The organism is Streptomyces sp. NPDC086077, from assembly GCF_040686175.1.
Taxonomy (GTDB): domain Bacteria; phylum Actinomycetota; class Actinomycetes; order Streptomycetales; family Streptomycetaceae; genus Streptomyces.
The window spans coordinates 21,706-37,449 of the sequence record NZ_JBFBJT010000073.1 but is presented as its reverse complement, the minus strand read 5'-3'; the positions used below and the strand labels follow the sequence as shown (position 1 = coordinate 37,449).

At 69.2% G+C, this 15,744-nt stretch carries 21 protein-coding genes; 12 read left to right on the top strand and 9 right to left on the bottom strand.

The features are described 5' to 3' along the window. The 3 genes from AB0O67_RS21580 to AB0O67_RS21570 form a co-directional block, all read right to left on the bottom strand. A partial coding sequence (locus AB0O67_RS21580) for a hypothetical protein (RefSeq protein ID WP_365452362.1) occupies positions 1-359 on the bottom strand: 359 nt, incomplete at its 3' end. A 248-nt stretch (positions 360-607) separates the two neighbouring features. Further along, on the bottom strand, positions 608-1,357 hold the full coding sequence (locus AB0O67_RS21575; protein WP_365452360.1) for a TIGR03936 family radical SAM-associated protein: 750 nt from the start codon (positions 1,355-1,357) through the stop codon (positions 608-610). Between the two features lie 48 nt (positions 1,358-1,405). Further along, positions 1,406-2,521 carry a hypothetical protein gene (locus tag AB0O67_RS21570; protein ID WP_365452358.1) on the bottom strand — a complete coding sequence of 372 codons (1,116 nt, stop codon included), beginning with the start codon at positions 2,519-2,521 and terminating at the stop codon, positions 1,406-1,408. A 121-nt stretch (positions 2,522-2,642) separates the two neighbouring features. Between AB0O67_RS21570 and AB0O67_RS21565 the strand changes: the two genes are divergently transcribed. The 12 genes from AB0O67_RS21565 (at position 2,643) to AB0O67_RS21510 (ending at position 10,315) form a co-directional block, all read left to right on the top strand. After that, a complete protein-coding gene (locus AB0O67_RS21565; RefSeq protein WP_365452356.1) occupies positions 2,643-2,930 on the top strand; it encodes a gas vesicle protein in 288 nt (95 codons plus the stop codon). Then, positions 2,927-3,400: a gas vesicle structural protein GvpA gene (locus AB0O67_RS21560; RefSeq protein ID WP_365452354.1), complete on the top strand. Its 474-nt coding sequence runs from the start codon at positions 2,927-2,929 to the stop codon at positions 3,398-3,400. The genes AB0O67_RS21565 and AB0O67_RS21560 overlap by 4 nt, the downstream gene beginning before the upstream one ends. A 3-nt stretch (positions 3,401-3,403) precedes the next feature. Continuing rightward, complete coding sequence (locus AB0O67_RS21555) at positions 3,404-4,114, top strand: GvpL/GvpF family gas vesicle protein (protein WP_365452352.1); 711 nt, start codon at positions 3,404-3,406, stop codon at positions 4,112-4,114. 42 nt (positions 4,115-4,156) lie between these two features. Next, positions 4,157-4,411 (top strand): gas vesicle protein GvpG, encoded by a 255-nt coding sequence (locus AB0O67_RS21550; protein WP_365452350.1) that lies wholly within the window; start codon positions 4,157-4,159, stop codon positions 4,409-4,411. Then, positions 4,408-4,884 carry a hypothetical protein gene (locus AB0O67_RS21545; RefSeq protein ID WP_365452348.1) on the top strand — a complete coding sequence of 159 codons (477 nt, stop codon included), beginning with the start codon at positions 4,408-4,410 and terminating at the stop codon, positions 4,882-4,884. The genes AB0O67_RS21550 and AB0O67_RS21545 overlap by 4 nt, the downstream gene beginning before the upstream one ends. Next, the gene (locus AB0O67_RS21540) at positions 4,877-5,923 is read left to right on the top strand and encodes an SRPBCC family protein (RefSeq protein WP_365452346.1); all 1,047 of its coding nucleotides are present in this window, start codon (positions 4,877-4,879) and stop codon (positions 5,921-5,923) included. The genes AB0O67_RS21545 and AB0O67_RS21540 overlap by 8 nt, the downstream gene beginning before the upstream one ends. Before the next feature lie 49 nt (positions 5,924-5,972). Next, complete coding sequence (locus AB0O67_RS21535; RefSeq protein ID WP_365452344.1) at positions 5,973-6,455, top strand: gas vesicle protein; 483 nt, start codon at positions 5,973-5,975, stop codon at positions 6,453-6,455. A 3-nt stretch (positions 6,456-6,458) separates the two neighbouring features. Then, the gene (locus tag AB0O67_RS21530) at positions 6,459-7,316 is read left to right on the top strand and encodes a GvpL/GvpF family gas vesicle protein (RefSeq protein ID WP_365452342.1); all 858 of its coding nucleotides are present in this window, start codon (positions 6,459-6,461) and stop codon (positions 7,314-7,316) included. Beyond that, positions 7,313-7,579, top strand: a complete 267-nt coding sequence (locus tag AB0O67_RS21525; RefSeq protein WP_365452340.1) for a gas vesicle protein — start codon at positions 7,313-7,315, stop codon at positions 7,577-7,579. The genes AB0O67_RS21530 and AB0O67_RS21525 overlap by 4 nt, the downstream gene beginning before the upstream one ends. Then, entirely contained in the window at positions 7,563-7,985 is a 423-nt protein-coding gene (locus tag AB0O67_RS21520; protein WP_365452338.1) for a gas vesicle protein K, read from the top strand. Before AB0O67_RS21525 ends, AB0O67_RS21520 begins: the two co-directional genes overlap by 17 nt. A 240-nt stretch (positions 7,986-8,225) precedes the next feature. After that, positions 8,226-9,800 (top strand): recombinase family protein, encoded by a 1,575-nt coding sequence (locus AB0O67_RS21515; protein WP_365452336.1) that lies wholly within the window; start codon positions 8,226-8,228, stop codon positions 9,798-9,800. A 191-nt stretch (positions 9,801-9,991) separates the two neighbouring features. Next, on the top strand, positions 9,992-10,315 hold the full coding sequence (locus tag AB0O67_RS21510; protein ID WP_365452334.1) for a recombinase family protein: 324 nt from the start codon (positions 9,992-9,994) through the stop codon (positions 10,313-10,315). A gap of 129 nt (positions 10,316-10,444) precedes the next feature. Here AB0O67_RS21510 and AB0O67_RS21505 read toward each other — a convergent pair whose 3' ends face one another. From AB0O67_RS21505 to AB0O67_RS21480, 6 genes are all read right to left on the bottom strand, one after another. Then, entirely contained in the window at positions 10,445-10,963 is a 519-nt protein-coding gene (locus AB0O67_RS21505; protein WP_365452332.1) for a DUF402 domain-containing protein, read from the bottom strand. A 199-nt stretch (positions 10,964-11,162) separates the two neighbouring features. After that, positions 11,163-11,387 carry a hypothetical protein gene (locus AB0O67_RS21500; protein ID WP_365452330.1) on the bottom strand — a complete coding sequence of 75 codons (225 nt, stop codon included), beginning with the start codon at positions 11,385-11,387 and terminating at the stop codon, positions 11,163-11,165. Between the two features lie 498 nt (positions 11,388-11,885). After that, positions 11,886-12,692, bottom strand: coding sequence for a helix-turn-helix transcriptional regulator (locus AB0O67_RS21495; protein ID WP_365452366.1), 807 nt, complete (start codon positions 12,690-12,692; stop codon positions 11,886-11,888). Between the two features lie 23 nt (positions 12,693-12,715). Further along, complete coding sequence (locus AB0O67_RS21490) at positions 12,716-13,225, bottom strand: DUF6879 family protein (RefSeq protein ID WP_365452328.1); 510 nt, start codon at positions 13,223-13,225, stop codon at positions 12,716-12,718. 373 nt (positions 13,226-13,598) lie between these two features. Continuing rightward, on the bottom strand, positions 13,599-13,760 hold the full coding sequence (locus AB0O67_RS21485; protein ID WP_365452326.1) for a hypothetical protein: 162 nt from the start codon (positions 13,758-13,760) through the stop codon (positions 13,599-13,601). 23 nt (positions 13,761-13,783) lie between these two features. After that, positions 13,784-15,715, bottom strand: a complete 1,932-nt coding sequence (locus AB0O67_RS21480) for a TIGR03960 family B12-binding radical SAM protein (RefSeq protein ID WP_365452324.1) — start codon at positions 15,713-15,715, stop codon at positions 13,784-13,786. Positions 15,716-15,744: the final 29 nt, after the last annotated feature.

The following is a 15,744-nucleotide window of genomic DNA, read 5'->3' as shown; positions in this document are numbered from 1 at the left end:
GGCGCGGACGCCCGGCGCGTCGCACGACGACGCGAACGCCCGGCGGGCGCGGCCTCCTCGGCGGCGTCGGCGACCTCGTCGGTCGCGGACGCCTCAAGCGCCTCGTCGACGTCCCCGGCCTCCTCGGAAGCCGCGGAGGAGAGGTCGGTGGCAGCCAGGCCGGCGGCTTCTCCGGAGGTCAGATCGCCCGAGGCCGGCTCGGCGGCCGGTATGGCCGGCTCGACCGTCTCCGCGGGCGTCTCGGACGTGGCGGCGGGTGGACCCGCCGGCCGGGAAGCGGCACGGCGCCGACGCGGCGGCAGGGTGTCGCTGGGTGTGTTGAGTTCGGAACCCTCGGCGGGTTCGATCGGCTCGAGCATGCGGGCGTTTCTCCCGTCAGGCTCCCGGGCGCCGCACCTGGTCCGGCAGTGGTGCCGGTGACGTCCGCGGCTCGCGCGATGCGCGACTGCCGCCGTCCGGGGCGCGGGCGCCGCACGGGAGCTCTCTGTTGTCCTGTCTCGCCGGTTCCGTATGCCGTGTTGCGTACGGCCTGGCGAAAGTCTTGTGGTCGGTGCGCTGCCCGACCCAGGTGGCTCCCGAGTACGAGGGCGGCGCTACGACGTCCGTCCTACGCGGGACCCGCCTCGCGATCAGGCGCGAGCGGGTCTGTCACCGTGCCGGTCTCTTCATCGAAAAGCCCCTGCGCCAGCCTGGTCACCGCTGCGGGGACCGGCGGCGCCAGGTCGGCCACGGCGCGGAGACCGGACAGGACGTCGTCGGGTCGTACGGCAGGCGTCACGTGCCGAACAACCAGCCGCAGTATCGCACAGGGCTGGTCGGTCGGCCTATCAGCCTGCGGATGCTGCGTCTCCGCGGCCGTGCGGCCGTCGCGGCTTTCCAGGCTCACGACCGCCGGGCGGGCGTCGAAGGTGCGGACGCCGTTCTTGGTCAGCCGCTGCACCTCGACGGCCTCGGCCGCGTTGAACGCGGCCACGGCACGCGCGGCGTCGCCCGGGTCCACGCCGGTCAGGCGCAGCTCCCAGACGGAGGCCGTCAGCCGGTCGGCGAGGCCCGACGTACGGGCCTCGACGGCGTCGACGATGTCGAGCCCGGTGGGCATCGACTCGTCGAGCAGGATCCGGAGCTTCTCCGGATCGCGCGGCGCGGTGAGCGCGATCTCCAGGTACTCCGCCTCACTGCCCGTGCCGGTGGGTGCGGCATTGGCGTACGACACCTTCGGGTGCGGGGTGAACCCCGCCGAGTACGCCATGGGTACCTCGGCGCGGCGCAACGCACGCTCGAAGGCGCGCTGGAAGTCACGGTGGCTGGTGAACCGGAGGCGGCCGCGCTTGGTGTAGCGCAGTCGGACGCGCTGCACCGCGGGTGCCGGCGGCGGGCCTTCGGGCTGTCGCTTGCCCAGTGTCGTTCAATCCTTCGTGAGAGCGGTCGTACTGCTACCAAGAGTACGTGTCTCGGCGGCCACAGGTTCCCGCCGGGCCACCTCCGGCCGCCGCCGGGGCCCGCCGGCGCCGAAGAGCATCCGCCGGAAGTCGGCCCGCGCCTGCCGCACGCTCGCCCGTGCGGACGCCAGCGCCTGCCGCGAGGCCCGCCCCGCGGCGCGCAGCGCCTCGGCCACGGGCCGCAGCACCGCGTCCCGGACGAGATGACCGGCAGGCGTGAGCACGCGCGTGTACACCCAGCGCACCGGTTCCACGACGAGCCACCGCAAGAGCGTCCCGAGGAACCGGCCGACGGCGAGCGAGATGTGCCCCGCGACCCGCCAGGCGTGCCCCAGCGCGGCGCCGACCTCACGCCCGACGACCGCGAGCACGTGCCCGACGGGCACCAGCACCCAGCGCCACACCGCGAGGGCGGGCAGCGCGAACAGGATCCGGCAGGTCCAGTACAGGACCGTGCCGATGCCCGTGAAGACCATGCCCACGAGCCACACGAGCCCTTTCAGGCACCACACGATCGCCCGTCCGACCGGCGTGAGGACCCACTCGTACACCCAGGCGGCGGGCGCGACGAGGAGGTGGCGCGCCAGCCACGCCACGGCGGTGAACACCCCGGCGCCGACGACGGCGAGCACGGCGCCGACGCCCCTCAGGACCCACATGACCGCGCGTCCGACGGGCGTGAGCACGCGCGCGTACACCCACTGCAGCCCGGCGGCGATCCCCCGTCCCACCCAGGCGATCGCCTGCCCGGCGGGTGTCAGGACGTACCGGTGAAGCCACCCGCACGGCACGACGACGAGCACGTTCCCGAGCCAGGCGAGCGTCCGGCCCACCGGAACAAGCACCCAGCGCCACAGCGCGACGAACGGCCACACGAACACCGCCCGACCCAGCCACAGCAGCGCCCGCCCGGTCGGCCTGAGCACCGTGTCGTGGAGGAACCGCCCGGCGACGACCAGCGCGTCCCAGGCCATGCGCACCGGGAGCACGAGAACGAGCACCACGATCCGCACCGGTACCCGGATCGCGACCACGAGGCACCCGTCGGGTGGCGGCTGAGCTGGTGGTTTTTCCAGGTCCATACCCCAGTAGACGCCTCCGGCCGCGCTCCGGATGCACCAGGGCGCCGGAAAACCTGCTGACCGGAGCGATACAGGAGGGCGTTTTGGGAGACACGGAGGATTGACGACGGTTGGTGATGATATGCCCGACAACGAGAGAGTCTCGGCCCCCGAGGCGATGCGGCAGGCGACCGAGCAACTCGCGGAGCTGCTCGGCCGGCGACCCGAGTCCGTCTCCGCGCTGAAGCCCACGGACGACGGCTGGGAGGCCGAGGTCGAGGTCGTCGAGCTGGAGCGCATCCCCGAGACCACGAGTGTGATGGCCAGCTACGAGGTCGCGATGGACCCGGCCGGCCAACTGCTGGCCTACAAACGCGGGCGCCGCTACACGCGCGCCCAGCTCGACCGGAACGAAGGGAGAAGATCGTGACTGTGACGCCGGGCGGCGGCGCGGTGCCCGCCCCCAGTTCGGGCTCCGGGAACCTCTACGACGTACTGGAGTTGGTCCTGGACCGCGGTCTGGTGATCGACGCCTTCGTACGGGTCTCCCTGGTCGGCATCGAGATAGCCAAGATCGACGCTCGTATCGTCGTGGCCAGCGTGGACACGTACCTGCGCTTCGCCGAGGCATGCAACCGGCTGGACCTGGAGGCGGGCCGCAAGGCCCCGGCCCAGCTGCCCGACGTGATGGAGCGGGTCACCGAGGGCGGCGCCAAGGGCAAGAGCAAGGGCGCGCTGAGCGGCGCCGTCGAAGCCTTCACGGAGTCCCTGCAGGGCGGCCGCGACGAGATCGAGAGCGGTGAACGACCGCGGCGCGGCAGGGGCGAGCGGCGGGAGCGGGAGCGCGAACCGGCCGAGCGCCGTTCCGAGCGCCGTTCCTCCAAGGACCGCGAGGAGTGAGCGATGTCCCTGTACGTCTACGCCATCACCGAGGCATCCCATCCGCTGCGCCTCGACGGCCTCAAGGGCGTCGGCGAGGCGCCCTCCGAACTGCGTGTGGTGCGCGGCGACTCGCTGTGCGCCGTGGTCAGCGAGGCCCCCGCGGACCTCTCGGTCGCCCGCCGGGACCTGGAGGCACATCACACGGTGCAGGAGCGGTTGTGGTCCGACGGCGTCTCGCTGCCGCTGGGCTTCGGGTTCGTCGCCCAGGACGAGGACGCCGTACGTGTCGTCCTGGAGCAGGGCTCCGACCAGTACGCCCAGCGGATGGCCGAACTCGCCGACCGGGTGGAGTTCAACGTCAAGGGCGTGCAGGACGAGGACTCGCTGCTGCGACGGATCATCGAGGACTCCGACCGGATACGTGAGCTGAACGAGGCGACGCGCGAGGGCGGGAGCCCCGAGCAGCGGATGGAACTCGGCCAGCTCGTGGCCCAGGAGGTACAGGGCCGCGAGGAGGCGCTCGCCACCCAGGTCGTCACCGCGCTGCGGCCGTTGGCACAGGCGGAGAGCCTGTCGCCGTCCTCGGAGCAGTACTTCGTCAACGCCTCGTTCCTGGTGGACGACGAGAGGTCCCAGGAGTTCACCGACGCCTGCGCGGAGCTCACCGGGCAACTGCCCGAGGGGGCCGAGCTACGGCTCCGAGGTCCACTGCCGCCCTACAGCTTCGCCTGACACACACCGCCGGCACCAGGCCGCACGACACAAGGAGGCACCGTGGGACTGGTCTTCGAGGTCCTGGCACTGCCCTTCGCCCCGGTGCGAGGCGTGGGCTGGGTGCTCGACAAGGTCGTTCAGGCCGCGGAGAACGAGTACTACGACCCCACTCCCATCCAGGCGGCGCTCGCCGACCTGGAGCGGGCGCGCACGGAGGGCCGTATCGACGACGAGGACTTCGCGGCACGCGAGGAGGAACTGCTGGGACGGCTGGAGGAGATCAGGCTGTACCAGCTCGGAAGGTCGGCATCATGAACAACGCCAAAGTGGGAGCTGCCCTCATCGGCGGCTATGCGCTGGGCCGTAACAAGAACGCCAAGGCCGCCCTGGGGCTCGCCCTGGCGATGGCCGTCAGGCGCGCGAAGGCCGGAGACCTCGCGGAGGCCTTCGCGCCCGTGCTCGGCAACCTCAGCCAGCAGGCCCGCACCGAACTGGCCGGCGTGGCCAAGGCAGCGGCGACCTCCGTGGTGAACGCCCAGGTCAACCACCTCGCCGACTCGCTCCACCAGCGCACCCTCGGCCTGCAGGGGCAGCAGGGACGATTGCGGCGACAGGAGGGCGAGGACCTCGGGGCCGAGGAGCCGCGCGAGGAGATGGAGGAAAGGCAGCTCAGGGCCAAGAAGGCGGTACGCCGGATGTCGTCGCAGCCGAAGTCCGGCGGCGTGGCGCACAAAACGTCCTCGAGGCCGAAGGGCTCCTCGCGAGCGAGGGAGTCGGACGATGACTGACGTCAAGGCATCCGTACCGGGATCGCCGGGCGGTACCGACGCCCTGAAGAGCCCGGGCGCGAAGCTGGTGGAGGAGCTGGGCGCCTACGCCGAGACCCGCCTGGAGCACGTCCTGGCCGGCGTGGGACACAAGGTGGGCGACGCGGCGAACCGGATCGGTTCCGCCCATCTGGAACCCGGCGCGCTCGTCCACGGCCTCGGCAAAGGAGGAAAGTTGCTCGGCGGGCAGGCGTCCCAGGCCAAGGAAGGCGCCGTGCACGCCAAGGACGCCGTGACGGACAAGATCAAGCAGGCCGCCGGCCATAGGCACGGGTCGTCGCGCGGCGGCGCCAGGAGCATGACCGTCATCGAGGACATCGACATCGGCGTTCCGGTGCGCGAGGCGTACGAGCAGTGGACGCGGTTCACGGAGTTCGGCCGGTCCGCCGAGGACGTGACGGGCGTCGAGGAGGCCAAGATCGCCAAGGCCGGCCGCGCGTGGACCGGGACGATCATCGAGCAGGTGCCCGACGAGCGGATCGCCTGGATCTCCGAAGGGGCCGGCGGCACCACCAGCGGGGTGGTCACCTTCCACCCTGTGGCCGAGAACCTCACCAAGGTCCTGCTGGTCCTCGACCACATCCCCCAGGGATTCGTCGAGAAGACCGGAAATCTCTGGCGGGCCCAGGGCCGCCGTGCCCGGCTCGATCTGAAGCGCTTCCGCAAGTTCGTGATGCTGCGCGAAGAGATCCGCGACGGCGAGCTGGTCCGTGGCCTGCACGAGGAGTACGAGGAGGAGGACCTGGAGGCCCGCGGTGAGGATCAGACCCGCGTCGAGGACGTCGAGGACGACGAGGAGTACGAGGACGACGAGGCACAGCCCGAGGACCGCTACGACGAGAGGGACCAGCGCGCGGCTCGGGACACGGACGCGGACACAGCCGCAGACGAGGAAGAGCCCGAAGACGAAGACGAGGACGAATACGACGAGGAGGAGGACGAAGAGCCCGAGGACCGCGACGAGGAACCCCCGGCCGAGAGCCGCAGGCGCCGCAGCTAGCCGGCGCCGGCGACACTGAGCCGCTTCCAGGAACGAGGTCGACGACGCCGTGACCGAGCCCCCACCTGCCGGCCCCTCCCCGGCGCGCACGCTTCAGCCGTACAACCAGGGAACGAGTGCCAACCTCGCCGACATACTCGAGCGGGTGCTCGACAAGGGCATCGTCATCGTCGGCGACATCAAGATCGACCTGCTCGACATCGAGCTGCTCACCATCCGGCTCCGCCTGCTGGTCACCTCGGTGGACAAGGCGAAGGAGATCGGCATCGACTGGTGGGAGCGCGACCCGGCGCTGTCGTCGCGCGCCGACGGCACCCGCGACCTGAAGGAGCAGAACGAGCGCCTGCGCGACGAGGTCGAGCAGTTGCGCAGGCAGATGGCGGAGTCGCAGGCGGAACTGCCGGAGAGCGCCGCCGGTGGCCGCCGCCGCGACCGTGACCGTGACCGTGACCGCGATCAGGACCACGAGCCCGGCGCCGAGCCCCGGCGCAAGCGGCGCAGGACCGCCGAGGACGACGACGGCCGGAGTTGACCCATGGACGACCGACTCAGTTACGCGTACGGCGTGCTGCGCCCCGGCGCCTCCCCGCAGGACGACGCGCTCACCGGCGTCCTCGGGGTCGCGGACCTCGTCGGGGTCGCGGACGCGCCCGTCACGCTGGTCCGCCACGGCGACCTGGCGGCGGCGGTCAGCCCGGTGCCCGGCGCGGACTTCTCCGAGGCCGCCCTCAAGGCTCACCTGGAGGACCTGGACTGGCTGGAGAACGTGGCCCGCGCCCACCATCACGTCATCGAGACGCTGGGCGCCCGGGGCACGGTGCTGCCGCTGCGGCTGGCGACGGTGTACCTCGACGACACCCGGGTCAGCGACATGCTCGTGGAGCGGGAACAGACCCTCGCCGCACTCCTGGACCGGCTCGCCGACCATGTCGAGTGGGGCGTGAAGGTCTACGCCGACACGTCCTCCCCGGCCGCGCGGCCGTCCCCGCCGTCGCCTCCGGACAGCGCCGCGGACGAACCCGATCCCGGCCGCGCCTACCTGCGGCAGCGCCGGCAGCAGCGGCACGCGCGGGAGGACGCCTGGTCGTCCGCCGCCGAGACCGTACGCCGTATCGAGGGTCGGGCCGCGACCCTCGCCGTGGCCCGCGCCCGGCACCGCCCGCAACAGGGCCGCCTGGCCGGCACGTCCGGCGAGAACATAGCCAACGACGCCTATCTCGTCCCGCGCGACCGGGGCCAGGAGTTCCGCGAGCGAGTCCTCGACGCCGCCGAAGGGCTCCCGGGCGTACGGGTGGAGGTCACCGGACCCTGGGTGCCGTACTCCTTCGCCCAGGAGCCGCAGACCCAGGGCGCCGACCCGGGCGCCGACGCGGAGGGAGCGCGACAGCGGTGACCGCGTACGAGGACCCCCCGCTCGCCCAGCGCCAGGTGGCCCTGATCGACCTGCTCGACCGGCTGCTGAGCGGCGGCGTGGTGCTCACCGGTGACGTCGTCCTGTCGATCGCGGACATCGACCTGGTCAGGATCTCGCTGCGCGCGGTGATCGTCGCCGTTCAGGAGCAGCAGTGGGGAGTCATGCTCCCCGAACTGCCCCCTGGGCCCACCGCGCGAGAGACGCTCACCGAAGGCGGCGACCCCCATGACGCCCTCCGCTGACCGCCAGCCCGACTCGGGCCGCCTGGACGAGGTGGCCGACGCCGCGGCACGCGCCTTCGCCCTGCTCCCGGCCCGGCCGGACGAGATGCCTCCGCCCCTGGACGACCGTGAAGGCGGCTCCTCGGTCGCCCACCGCCTCCGGACCGAGCCGGAGACGGTGGAGCGCGACCTGGTCAAACTCGTGCTCACGATCGTCGAGTTGCTCCGCCAGCTGATGGAGCGCCAGGCCCTGCACCGCGTCGACCAGGGCGGTCTCACCGAGCAGCAGGAGGAGCGGCTGGGCCTGACGCTGATGATCCTCCACGACCGCATGACGGAACTGTGCCGCCGCTACGACCTCACGATGGACGACCTCAACCTCGACCTGGGCCCCCTCGGCCCCCTCCTGCCACCACCACCGCCCTGAGCCCCGCGTTCGGGCAGCGGCGCGGCCGCGGCACCGCCGGCTCGCCGACACCGTCCCGCGCGCGTGGCGCATCCAGCGGCCGGCCCACCTCAGTGCGCGTGGCCACTCGCAGCGGGCGTCGGACCGGCGTTCTTGACCGTGAGCGGGAGCAGCTTCTTGCCGGTGGGGCCGATTTGAATAGCCGTGTCCATCTGAGACAAAAGGAGACGCACTCAAATCCATCAGCTACTCTCGCGCGTCATGAAGACGTACGACATCGATGCGGAGTGGTCCACTTCGGATCTGGCCCTGCTGGAGGACCTGAAGAGAGCGGAGGCCCTGCTGCCCGAGGACGCTCCCCGCGCCCTGCTCTCCGTCCGCCTGTCCGTCCTGACGGACGACACTACGTCGCCCGTCCGACAGGAACTCGACCTGCGGGTGCTCGCAAGGGACAAGGGTTACCGCGTCGTCGGTGTCGCCTCCGACCTCAACGTGTCGGCGACGAAGGTTCCGCCGTGGAAGCGGAGGGAACTCGGCGAGTGGCTCAACAACCGGGCGCCCGAGTTCGATGCTCTGCTCTTCTGGAAGCTCGACCGCTTCATTCGTCGTATGTCGGATCTCTCGACGATGATCGAGTGGTGCGAGCGGTACGGGAGGAACCTCGTATCGAAGAACGACGCGATCGATCTCAGCACGACCACGGGCCGCATCATGGTCACGCTCATCGGGGGCATCGCCGAGATCGAGGCAGCCAACACGAGCACACGAGTGTCGAGCCTGTGGGACTACGCGAAGACCCAGACCGACTGGCTTGTGGGTAAGCCTGCGTACGGATACGAGACGGCAAAGAAGGACGGCAGGAGCGTCCTCGCCATCAATAAGGACGCCCACAAGGCGCTGCACTGGGCTCGCCGTATGGCGCTGCGAGGAGTGTCGGCCCGGCGCATGGCCATGTGCCTCGTCCGTTCTGGACTCATGTCGCCCGGGCTCACGACGGCGACCATCCTCCGACGTCTTCGCAACCCGGCACTCATGGGCTACCGGGTCGAGGAGAACAAGCAGGGAGGTAAGCGACGGAGCAGGCTCCTTCTCGGCGACGATGGCAAGCCGATTCGGATCGCTCCTTCGATCTTCACCGAGGAGGAGTTCGAGACCCTTCAAGCGGCGCTCGACCGTCGAGGAAAGAACCAGCCCGCCCGGCAGACCGGCGGGGCGACACAGTTCCTCGGCGTGCTGATCTGCCCCGACTGTTCGACCAACATGACCGTGCAGAAGACGAGCCACAAGGGTCGGGACTACTCCTACCTCCGCTGCGGCAAGTGCAAGAGCGGAGGGCTCGGCGCACCCAACCCACAGGGTGTGTACGACGTACTGGTGGCGGACGTCCTGCGAGTGCTCGGCGACTTCCCCGTGCAGGTGCGCGAGTACGCGAGAGGCGCCGAGGCTCGGGCCGAAGTGAAGCGCCTCGAAGGGTCCATCGCCTACTACATGAAGGAACTTGAGCCGGGGGGCCGGTTCTCGAAGACGCGGTTCACCAGGGAGCAGGCAGAGAAGACACTCGACAAGCTGACGGACGAACTCAGCGCCATCGATCCCGAGACGACGCAGGACCGATGGATCCTCGTGCACAACGGCAAGACCTTCCGCGAGGTGTCGGAGGAGGGCGGCATGGAAGCGATGGCCGAGGACCTGCGCCGCGTCGGTATCACATGCGAGATGACGCGAACCAAGATCAAGGGCGTGCGCGCTCCGTCCGTGCATCTGCGGTTGAAGATCCCTCGCGATGTACGCGAGCGTCTCGTCATCAAGAGCGACGACTTCGCCGCCAAGCTCTGACCGACGAGCCATGCCCCTGCCTTGGCTCGCTTTACCGCGACGCGCAGGGCGGGGGCTCGGCCAGCCAGGTTGACGACCAAGCACCCTGCCATGTAGGAAAGCTTCTCCCGCTCCTTCGAGGAGCGGACACCGTAGTTCCCACTGTTCAGCAGTGGTAGAGCTGGCCACTCCGTGAGGGCATCGTCGACGGCTTGCGGCAGCGCGGCATCGGGTTCCGCGTGCTCGATGGTGCGCTCTCGTCAGTCGACACCACCTCGGCCGATGGCCGCCTGTTTTTCCAGATCATCGCTGCCATGGCGGAGTTCGAGCGTTCACTCATCAAGGACCGGACTCGGGCAGGACTGGAAGCGGCCAAGGCGCAGGGCCGTACCGGCGGACGGCCGTCCGTGGTCGATGAGGACGTGCTCACCGTGGCCCGTGCCAGGAAGGCGAAGGGCGAGAGCGTGAGCGCCTTTGCCAAGGCTCTCGGGGTCTCCCGCGCCACCCTGTACCGCCACCTCGGCGAGAGCGCCTGAGACAGGCGCACGCAGGCGCATCGCCAGGGTGCCGAGCGCGAGCACCCTAAACAGCGACCCGTCGACTGGGCCCGTTCGAGGCCGGTCTGTCAGCCTGAGCCCTCTCGCGCGGCCAAGACCCACTCTGGCCTACCCGATGAGGCCAATCCAGTAGCGATACACCGAGGTGAAGGGTTCGACGCCATCACCATCTCGACGGCCCGCCTCCATCAACCATTCGCAGGTTTGTCGGGCCTTGCCGATGACGCTGTCGGGGTAGCCGTAGCGGACTTGGTGTTGGGCGAACTCGTCCTCGTCCTCGATGCGGGCCTCGCCGCTACGAGGCCGTACGACATCGAGATCGAGGTCCACCATGCGCAGGACGGTCCCGTCTGCATTCCACTCGGGCACCGTGCATACATCGCAGTACATCTCGGGACCCGGGTCCGCACAGAACGTGGCCGTCCACCACTCACCGCGCGGGACCAACATCACGTACGCGAACCGACTTGTCCAGCCACCCGTGACCGAACTGACGGGGACACCCTGCGCCGTGCCCAACCACACGCCGTGCTCATCCTCGCCGAGCCGGGTAGCGGTCCACTGCGCGCTCAGGCTGCCATCGAACTTCCGCACGCCGACCAGCACGGAGGTGCTCTCTGTGACCACGCCAAGACGCTAACCCGAAGACGCCAACCAAGGAACCCGCCTGACTCGTCATCCCGGTGTGAAAGCCAAAGTGGTGGCCCTCCTTCACCTTGCCGAACAAGCACCGGGGAGCAACACCCGTGGCCGTCGCGCCACGAGCCTCTCTGCGCCCCTCTGGGGCGCGCGCACAGCACTTCGAGGGGCACCGCAGGGTTGCCGGTCACTCGTCCCTGACCACCATCGCGAAGGACGTGCAGATCCGTCGGAAGCCCTTGTGCCCGCTTCGGCCTGTGTGGCTCATGCACTCCACGTCGACCGCCGCACCGTCCGTCGAGGGCGTGGCCATCCACTTGCAGTGAAGGCACTCCGCCTCGAAGGTCACGTCCGTGTCGGGGTGCTGCGTGATCCGGTGCTTCACGTACCGCAGGACAGCGCGGGTCACCATGGTCCCCTCACCTGTCGCCACTCGCCGTGGCCCGCATGGCTTCCGCCATCTGCTCGGCAGTGTCCGCGCGCACCATCCCGATGTGCACGTACGGCACGCCCTTGTGGGTCACCATGGGGCGCACGCTGCGCCAGACGGTCTCAGGGACGCCAAGAGCGGCCAGTGCTGCCCGCATGGCTTCCGCCGCGTCAACAGCCCTTGTGCGGGCTTCTCGCCACGTCTGCATGTCCACCGCGTCAGTGCTACCGCGTCCGGTGGGGATGGTTCCGGATCTCCACAGCGGCATCCGTCGCCGCCGACAGGTCACCCCCTGGCCTGCGCTTCCTGCCGTTGCTCAACCAACGCTGCGCACACGTCACAGTTCGGCGCAGGGTCCGGAGGGGGCAGTGGAAGCGACAGGTGCACCGGTCCCGACTGCGTGGTGACGGTCACTGGCATGGCTACTCCCCGGCTTGGATCTCGCTGCACATCCATCCTTGGGGCTCCAGCCGGGCGGCCCTACCTTCTTTCCTGTTGAGGCAAGAACCCGTCTCGGATGCCTTCGACGAGAGTGCGCATGTCGTCGCCGTAGAGCGCCACGTCGGCGAACCGTTCGAAGGTGTCGACGTACGTCTGTATGTCCCTGGGGTCGCGCGTCGTGATCTCCGAGTGGAACGTCTCGACGATCACCAACCGGTCGTCGTGGATGCTGAAGCACGTCATGGGGAAGTCCGGCATCCGACCGGTCAGGGGCACAACACCGATGGCCACGTTGGGGAGCCGGGACAGGGACACAAGCCGGTCGAGTTGGACTGCCATGACGGCCGGCTCGCAGATCAGCCACCGCAGGACGTGCTCACAGATCACGAAGCGGAACGACCGGCCGTCTTCGTAGAGCGTGGCCTGACGCTCCAGCCTCGCCGCCACCGTTCGGGCCCTGGTCTCGTCAGGCAGTGCGGGAGGCAACGAGAACACCGCCGTGGCGTACTCCGGGGTTTGGAGGAGCCCAGGGATGAGTTGCCCCTGAAACAGCCTGAGAGCGGCTGTTTTGGCCTCGATGGCCTTGATGGTGTTCTGGGGCTTCCACGGGCCCATACGACGCAGCAGACGCCATGCCGTAGCCTCCGTGACCTCTGCTCGGGCAGTGGCGAGGAACTGTTCCTTCACTGCCTCCGAGACGCCGAGTGCCGACAGGATCAGGTCGACGTCCTGCACGGTGGGCAGGGTTCGGCCGTTCTCGATCTTCGAGAGCTTCCCCGCAGACATGGAAGCCCTGCGGGCCACCGAGTCACCGGTCAGTGCCGATGCTTCCCGCAGCGCCCGCAGGGCTTTCCCGATCGAGTCCGTGGTCAGTGGTGCCGCTCCCAGTAGGACGCGAACGGCACGGCGTGAGTGAGCGCCACGTCGCGGTAACCCTGGTACTCCGCGAGCCGGACAGCGGGCAACAGCTCACCGCCGATGAACTTGCCTTCGAGGGTGTAGTGCATCCGGTACACGTCGCGGTCGTCGAAGAGCCAGAAGTCGTGATCGGGGAGGCCCGTCACTTCCTGCTCGGCAAGATCGATGATCCCGATGGACTCGCCCGCCTTGATGTTGCCGGGGTATGCCGCCAGTTCGTACTGGAGGTAGTCCGTCAGCGGAGAGCGCAGGACGTGCACGCGCGACACCCTCTTGCCCTTGTCCGTCATCGAGCGCACCCATGGGTTGTCGTCCCAGTCCGGCCCCATGTCCTCGCCCGCGAGGAACCGCACCACCTCTTCGCGCTCTTCCTCCACGTCGTACTCGGCCAGCGTCTCCAGCCTGAACGCCGTCCGTTCGAAGGTCTCGAAGAGTCGGCCGAACTCCTCACCCGCGAGCACCGCAGTACCCCTCAAGAACTGCGGCCGGGATCATGACGGCCGTCTCCCCCTCCGGCAGGTCGAGCTGCGCCAGCCGCTCAGGGTCCGTGATCACGTACCCCTGCACCACGTAGTCCTTGCCGTCGTCCGCAACCCACAGCGTCGGGCACGTGCCGTTCTTGCAGTCGGGTCTCCCGACAGCTTCCGCAGCGGCGCGCCCACGGCTTCCCCCTCACGTCGACAGTCAGTGTCCCGATCGATGCTTCCGACCTGCGGGCAGCGTGGTCAAGATCCCTGGCTTTCCAGAACGGGAAAGCCGTTCATCTGTGCGGGAACCGCACCCCACAAAGAGCGAGAGGCGCCGGACTGTCACTGTCCGAACGCCTCTCATCGATCACACCCACTCAACCGAAGAGACGATGCTCTCGGCTCGCCGGGGAGAAGGCAGCGGCGTACGCCACACGGCGCGGGGCGCCTGCTCACGCCCCTTCGCGCCGAGCATGCGAAGCATCTCGGCACGCTCCGCCTCGGTCAGACCAGCGAGTGTCTCAGCCACCTGCCGGACCGTATCGCCGCTGGTCACGAGGACTTCTTGACCGTCAGAGGGAGCAGCTTCTTACCGCTCTCGCTCAGTTGTGGCCATGTATCAAATTGGGGGCACACCCCGCAGTCGAAACACGGCGTCCAGCGGCAGTCCTCGACCTCGGTCTCGTCGAGGGAGTCCTGCCAGTCCTCCCACAGCCAGTCCTTGTCGAGGCCGGAGTCCAGGTGGTCCCAGGGCAGGACCTCCTCGTACGTCCGCTCGCGCGTGGTGTACCAGTCGACGTCCACGCCGAACTGCGGCAGCGCCTTGTCCGCGCAGTCCATCCAGCGGTCGTAGGAGAAGTGCTCGCGCCAGCCGTCGAACCGGCCGCCGTCCTCGTAGACCGCGCGGATGACCGCGCCGAGGCGGCGGTCACCGCGGGAGAGCAGGCCCTCGACGATGCCGGGCTTGCCGTCGTGGTAGCGGAAACCGATGGAGCGGCCGTACTTCTTGTCGCCGCGAATCTTGTCCCGGAGCTTTTCGAGACGGGCGTCCGTCTCCTCGGCCGAGAGCTGCGGCGCCCACTGGAACGGGGTGTGCGGCTTGGGCACGAACCCGCCGATCGACACCGTGCAGCGGATGTCGTTGGAGCCGGAGACCTCACGGCCCTTCTGGATCACGCGCGTCGCCATGTCGGCGATCTGGAGCACGTCGTCGTCGGTCTCGGTGGGCAGACCGCACATGAAGTACAGCTTCACCTGCCGCCAGCCGTTGCCGTAGGCCGTCGCGACGGTACGGATCAGGTCGTCCTCGGAGACCATCTTGTTGATGACCTTGCGGATCCGCTCGGAGCCGCCCTCCGGCGCGAAGGTCAGGCCGGACCGGCGACCGTTCCTGGTCAGTTCGTTGGCCAGGTCGATGTTGAAGGCGTCCACGCGGGTCGACGGCAGCGACAGGCCGATCTTGTCGTCCGTGTACCGGTCGGCGAGGCCCTTGGCGATGTCGCCGATCTCGCTGTGGTCGGCCGAGGACAGCGACAGCAGGCCGACCTCCTCGAACCCGGTCGCCTTCAGGCCCTTCTCGACCATGTCGCCGATACCGGTGATCGACCGCTCCCGCACGGGCCGCGTGATCATGCCGGCCTGGCAGAAGCGGCAGCCGCGCGTGCAGCCGCGGAAGATCTCGACGGACATCCGCTCGTGGACCGTCTCCGCCAGCGGCACCAGGGGCTGTTTCGGGTAGGGCCATTCGTCGAGGTCCATCACGGTGTGCTTGGACACCCGCCACGGCACACCCGACTTGTTCGGTACGACGCGCCCGATGCGCCCGTCCGGCAGGTACTCCACGTCGTAGAAACCGGGCACGTACACCCCGCCGGTCCGCGCCAGGCGGAACAGCAGCTCCTCGCGCCCGCCCGGGCGGCCCTCCGCCTTCCAGGCGCGGATGATGTCGGTGACCTCCAGGACGGCCTGCTCGCCGTCGCCGATCACCGCGCAGTCGATGAAGTCGGCGATCGGCTCGGGGTTGAAGGCCGCGTGGCCGCCGGCCATGACGATCGGGTCGTCGACGGTCCGGTCCTTGGCCTCCAGCGGGATCCCCGACAGATCCAGCGCGGTCAGCAGGTTCGTGTAGCCCAGCTCCGTGGAGAAGCTGACGCCGAACACGTCGAAGGCCTTCACGGGGCGGTGACCGTCCACCGTGAACTGCGGGACGCCGTGTTCCCGCATCAGCGCCTCCAGGTCCGGCCAGACGCTGTACGTCCGCTCGGCGAGGACCCCCGCACGCTCGTTGAGGACCTCGTAAAGGATCATGACGCCTTGGTTGGGCAGACCCACCTCGTAGGCGTCCGGGTACATGAGCGCCCAGCGGACATCACAGGCGTCCCAGTCCTTGACGGTGGAGTTGAGTTCTCCACCGACGTACTGGATCGGCTTCTGCACATGCGGGAGCAGGGCTTCGAGCTGCGGGAAAACCGACTCGGCAGACATCGCGGGACTTTCGTGAGCTGACTGGGGGT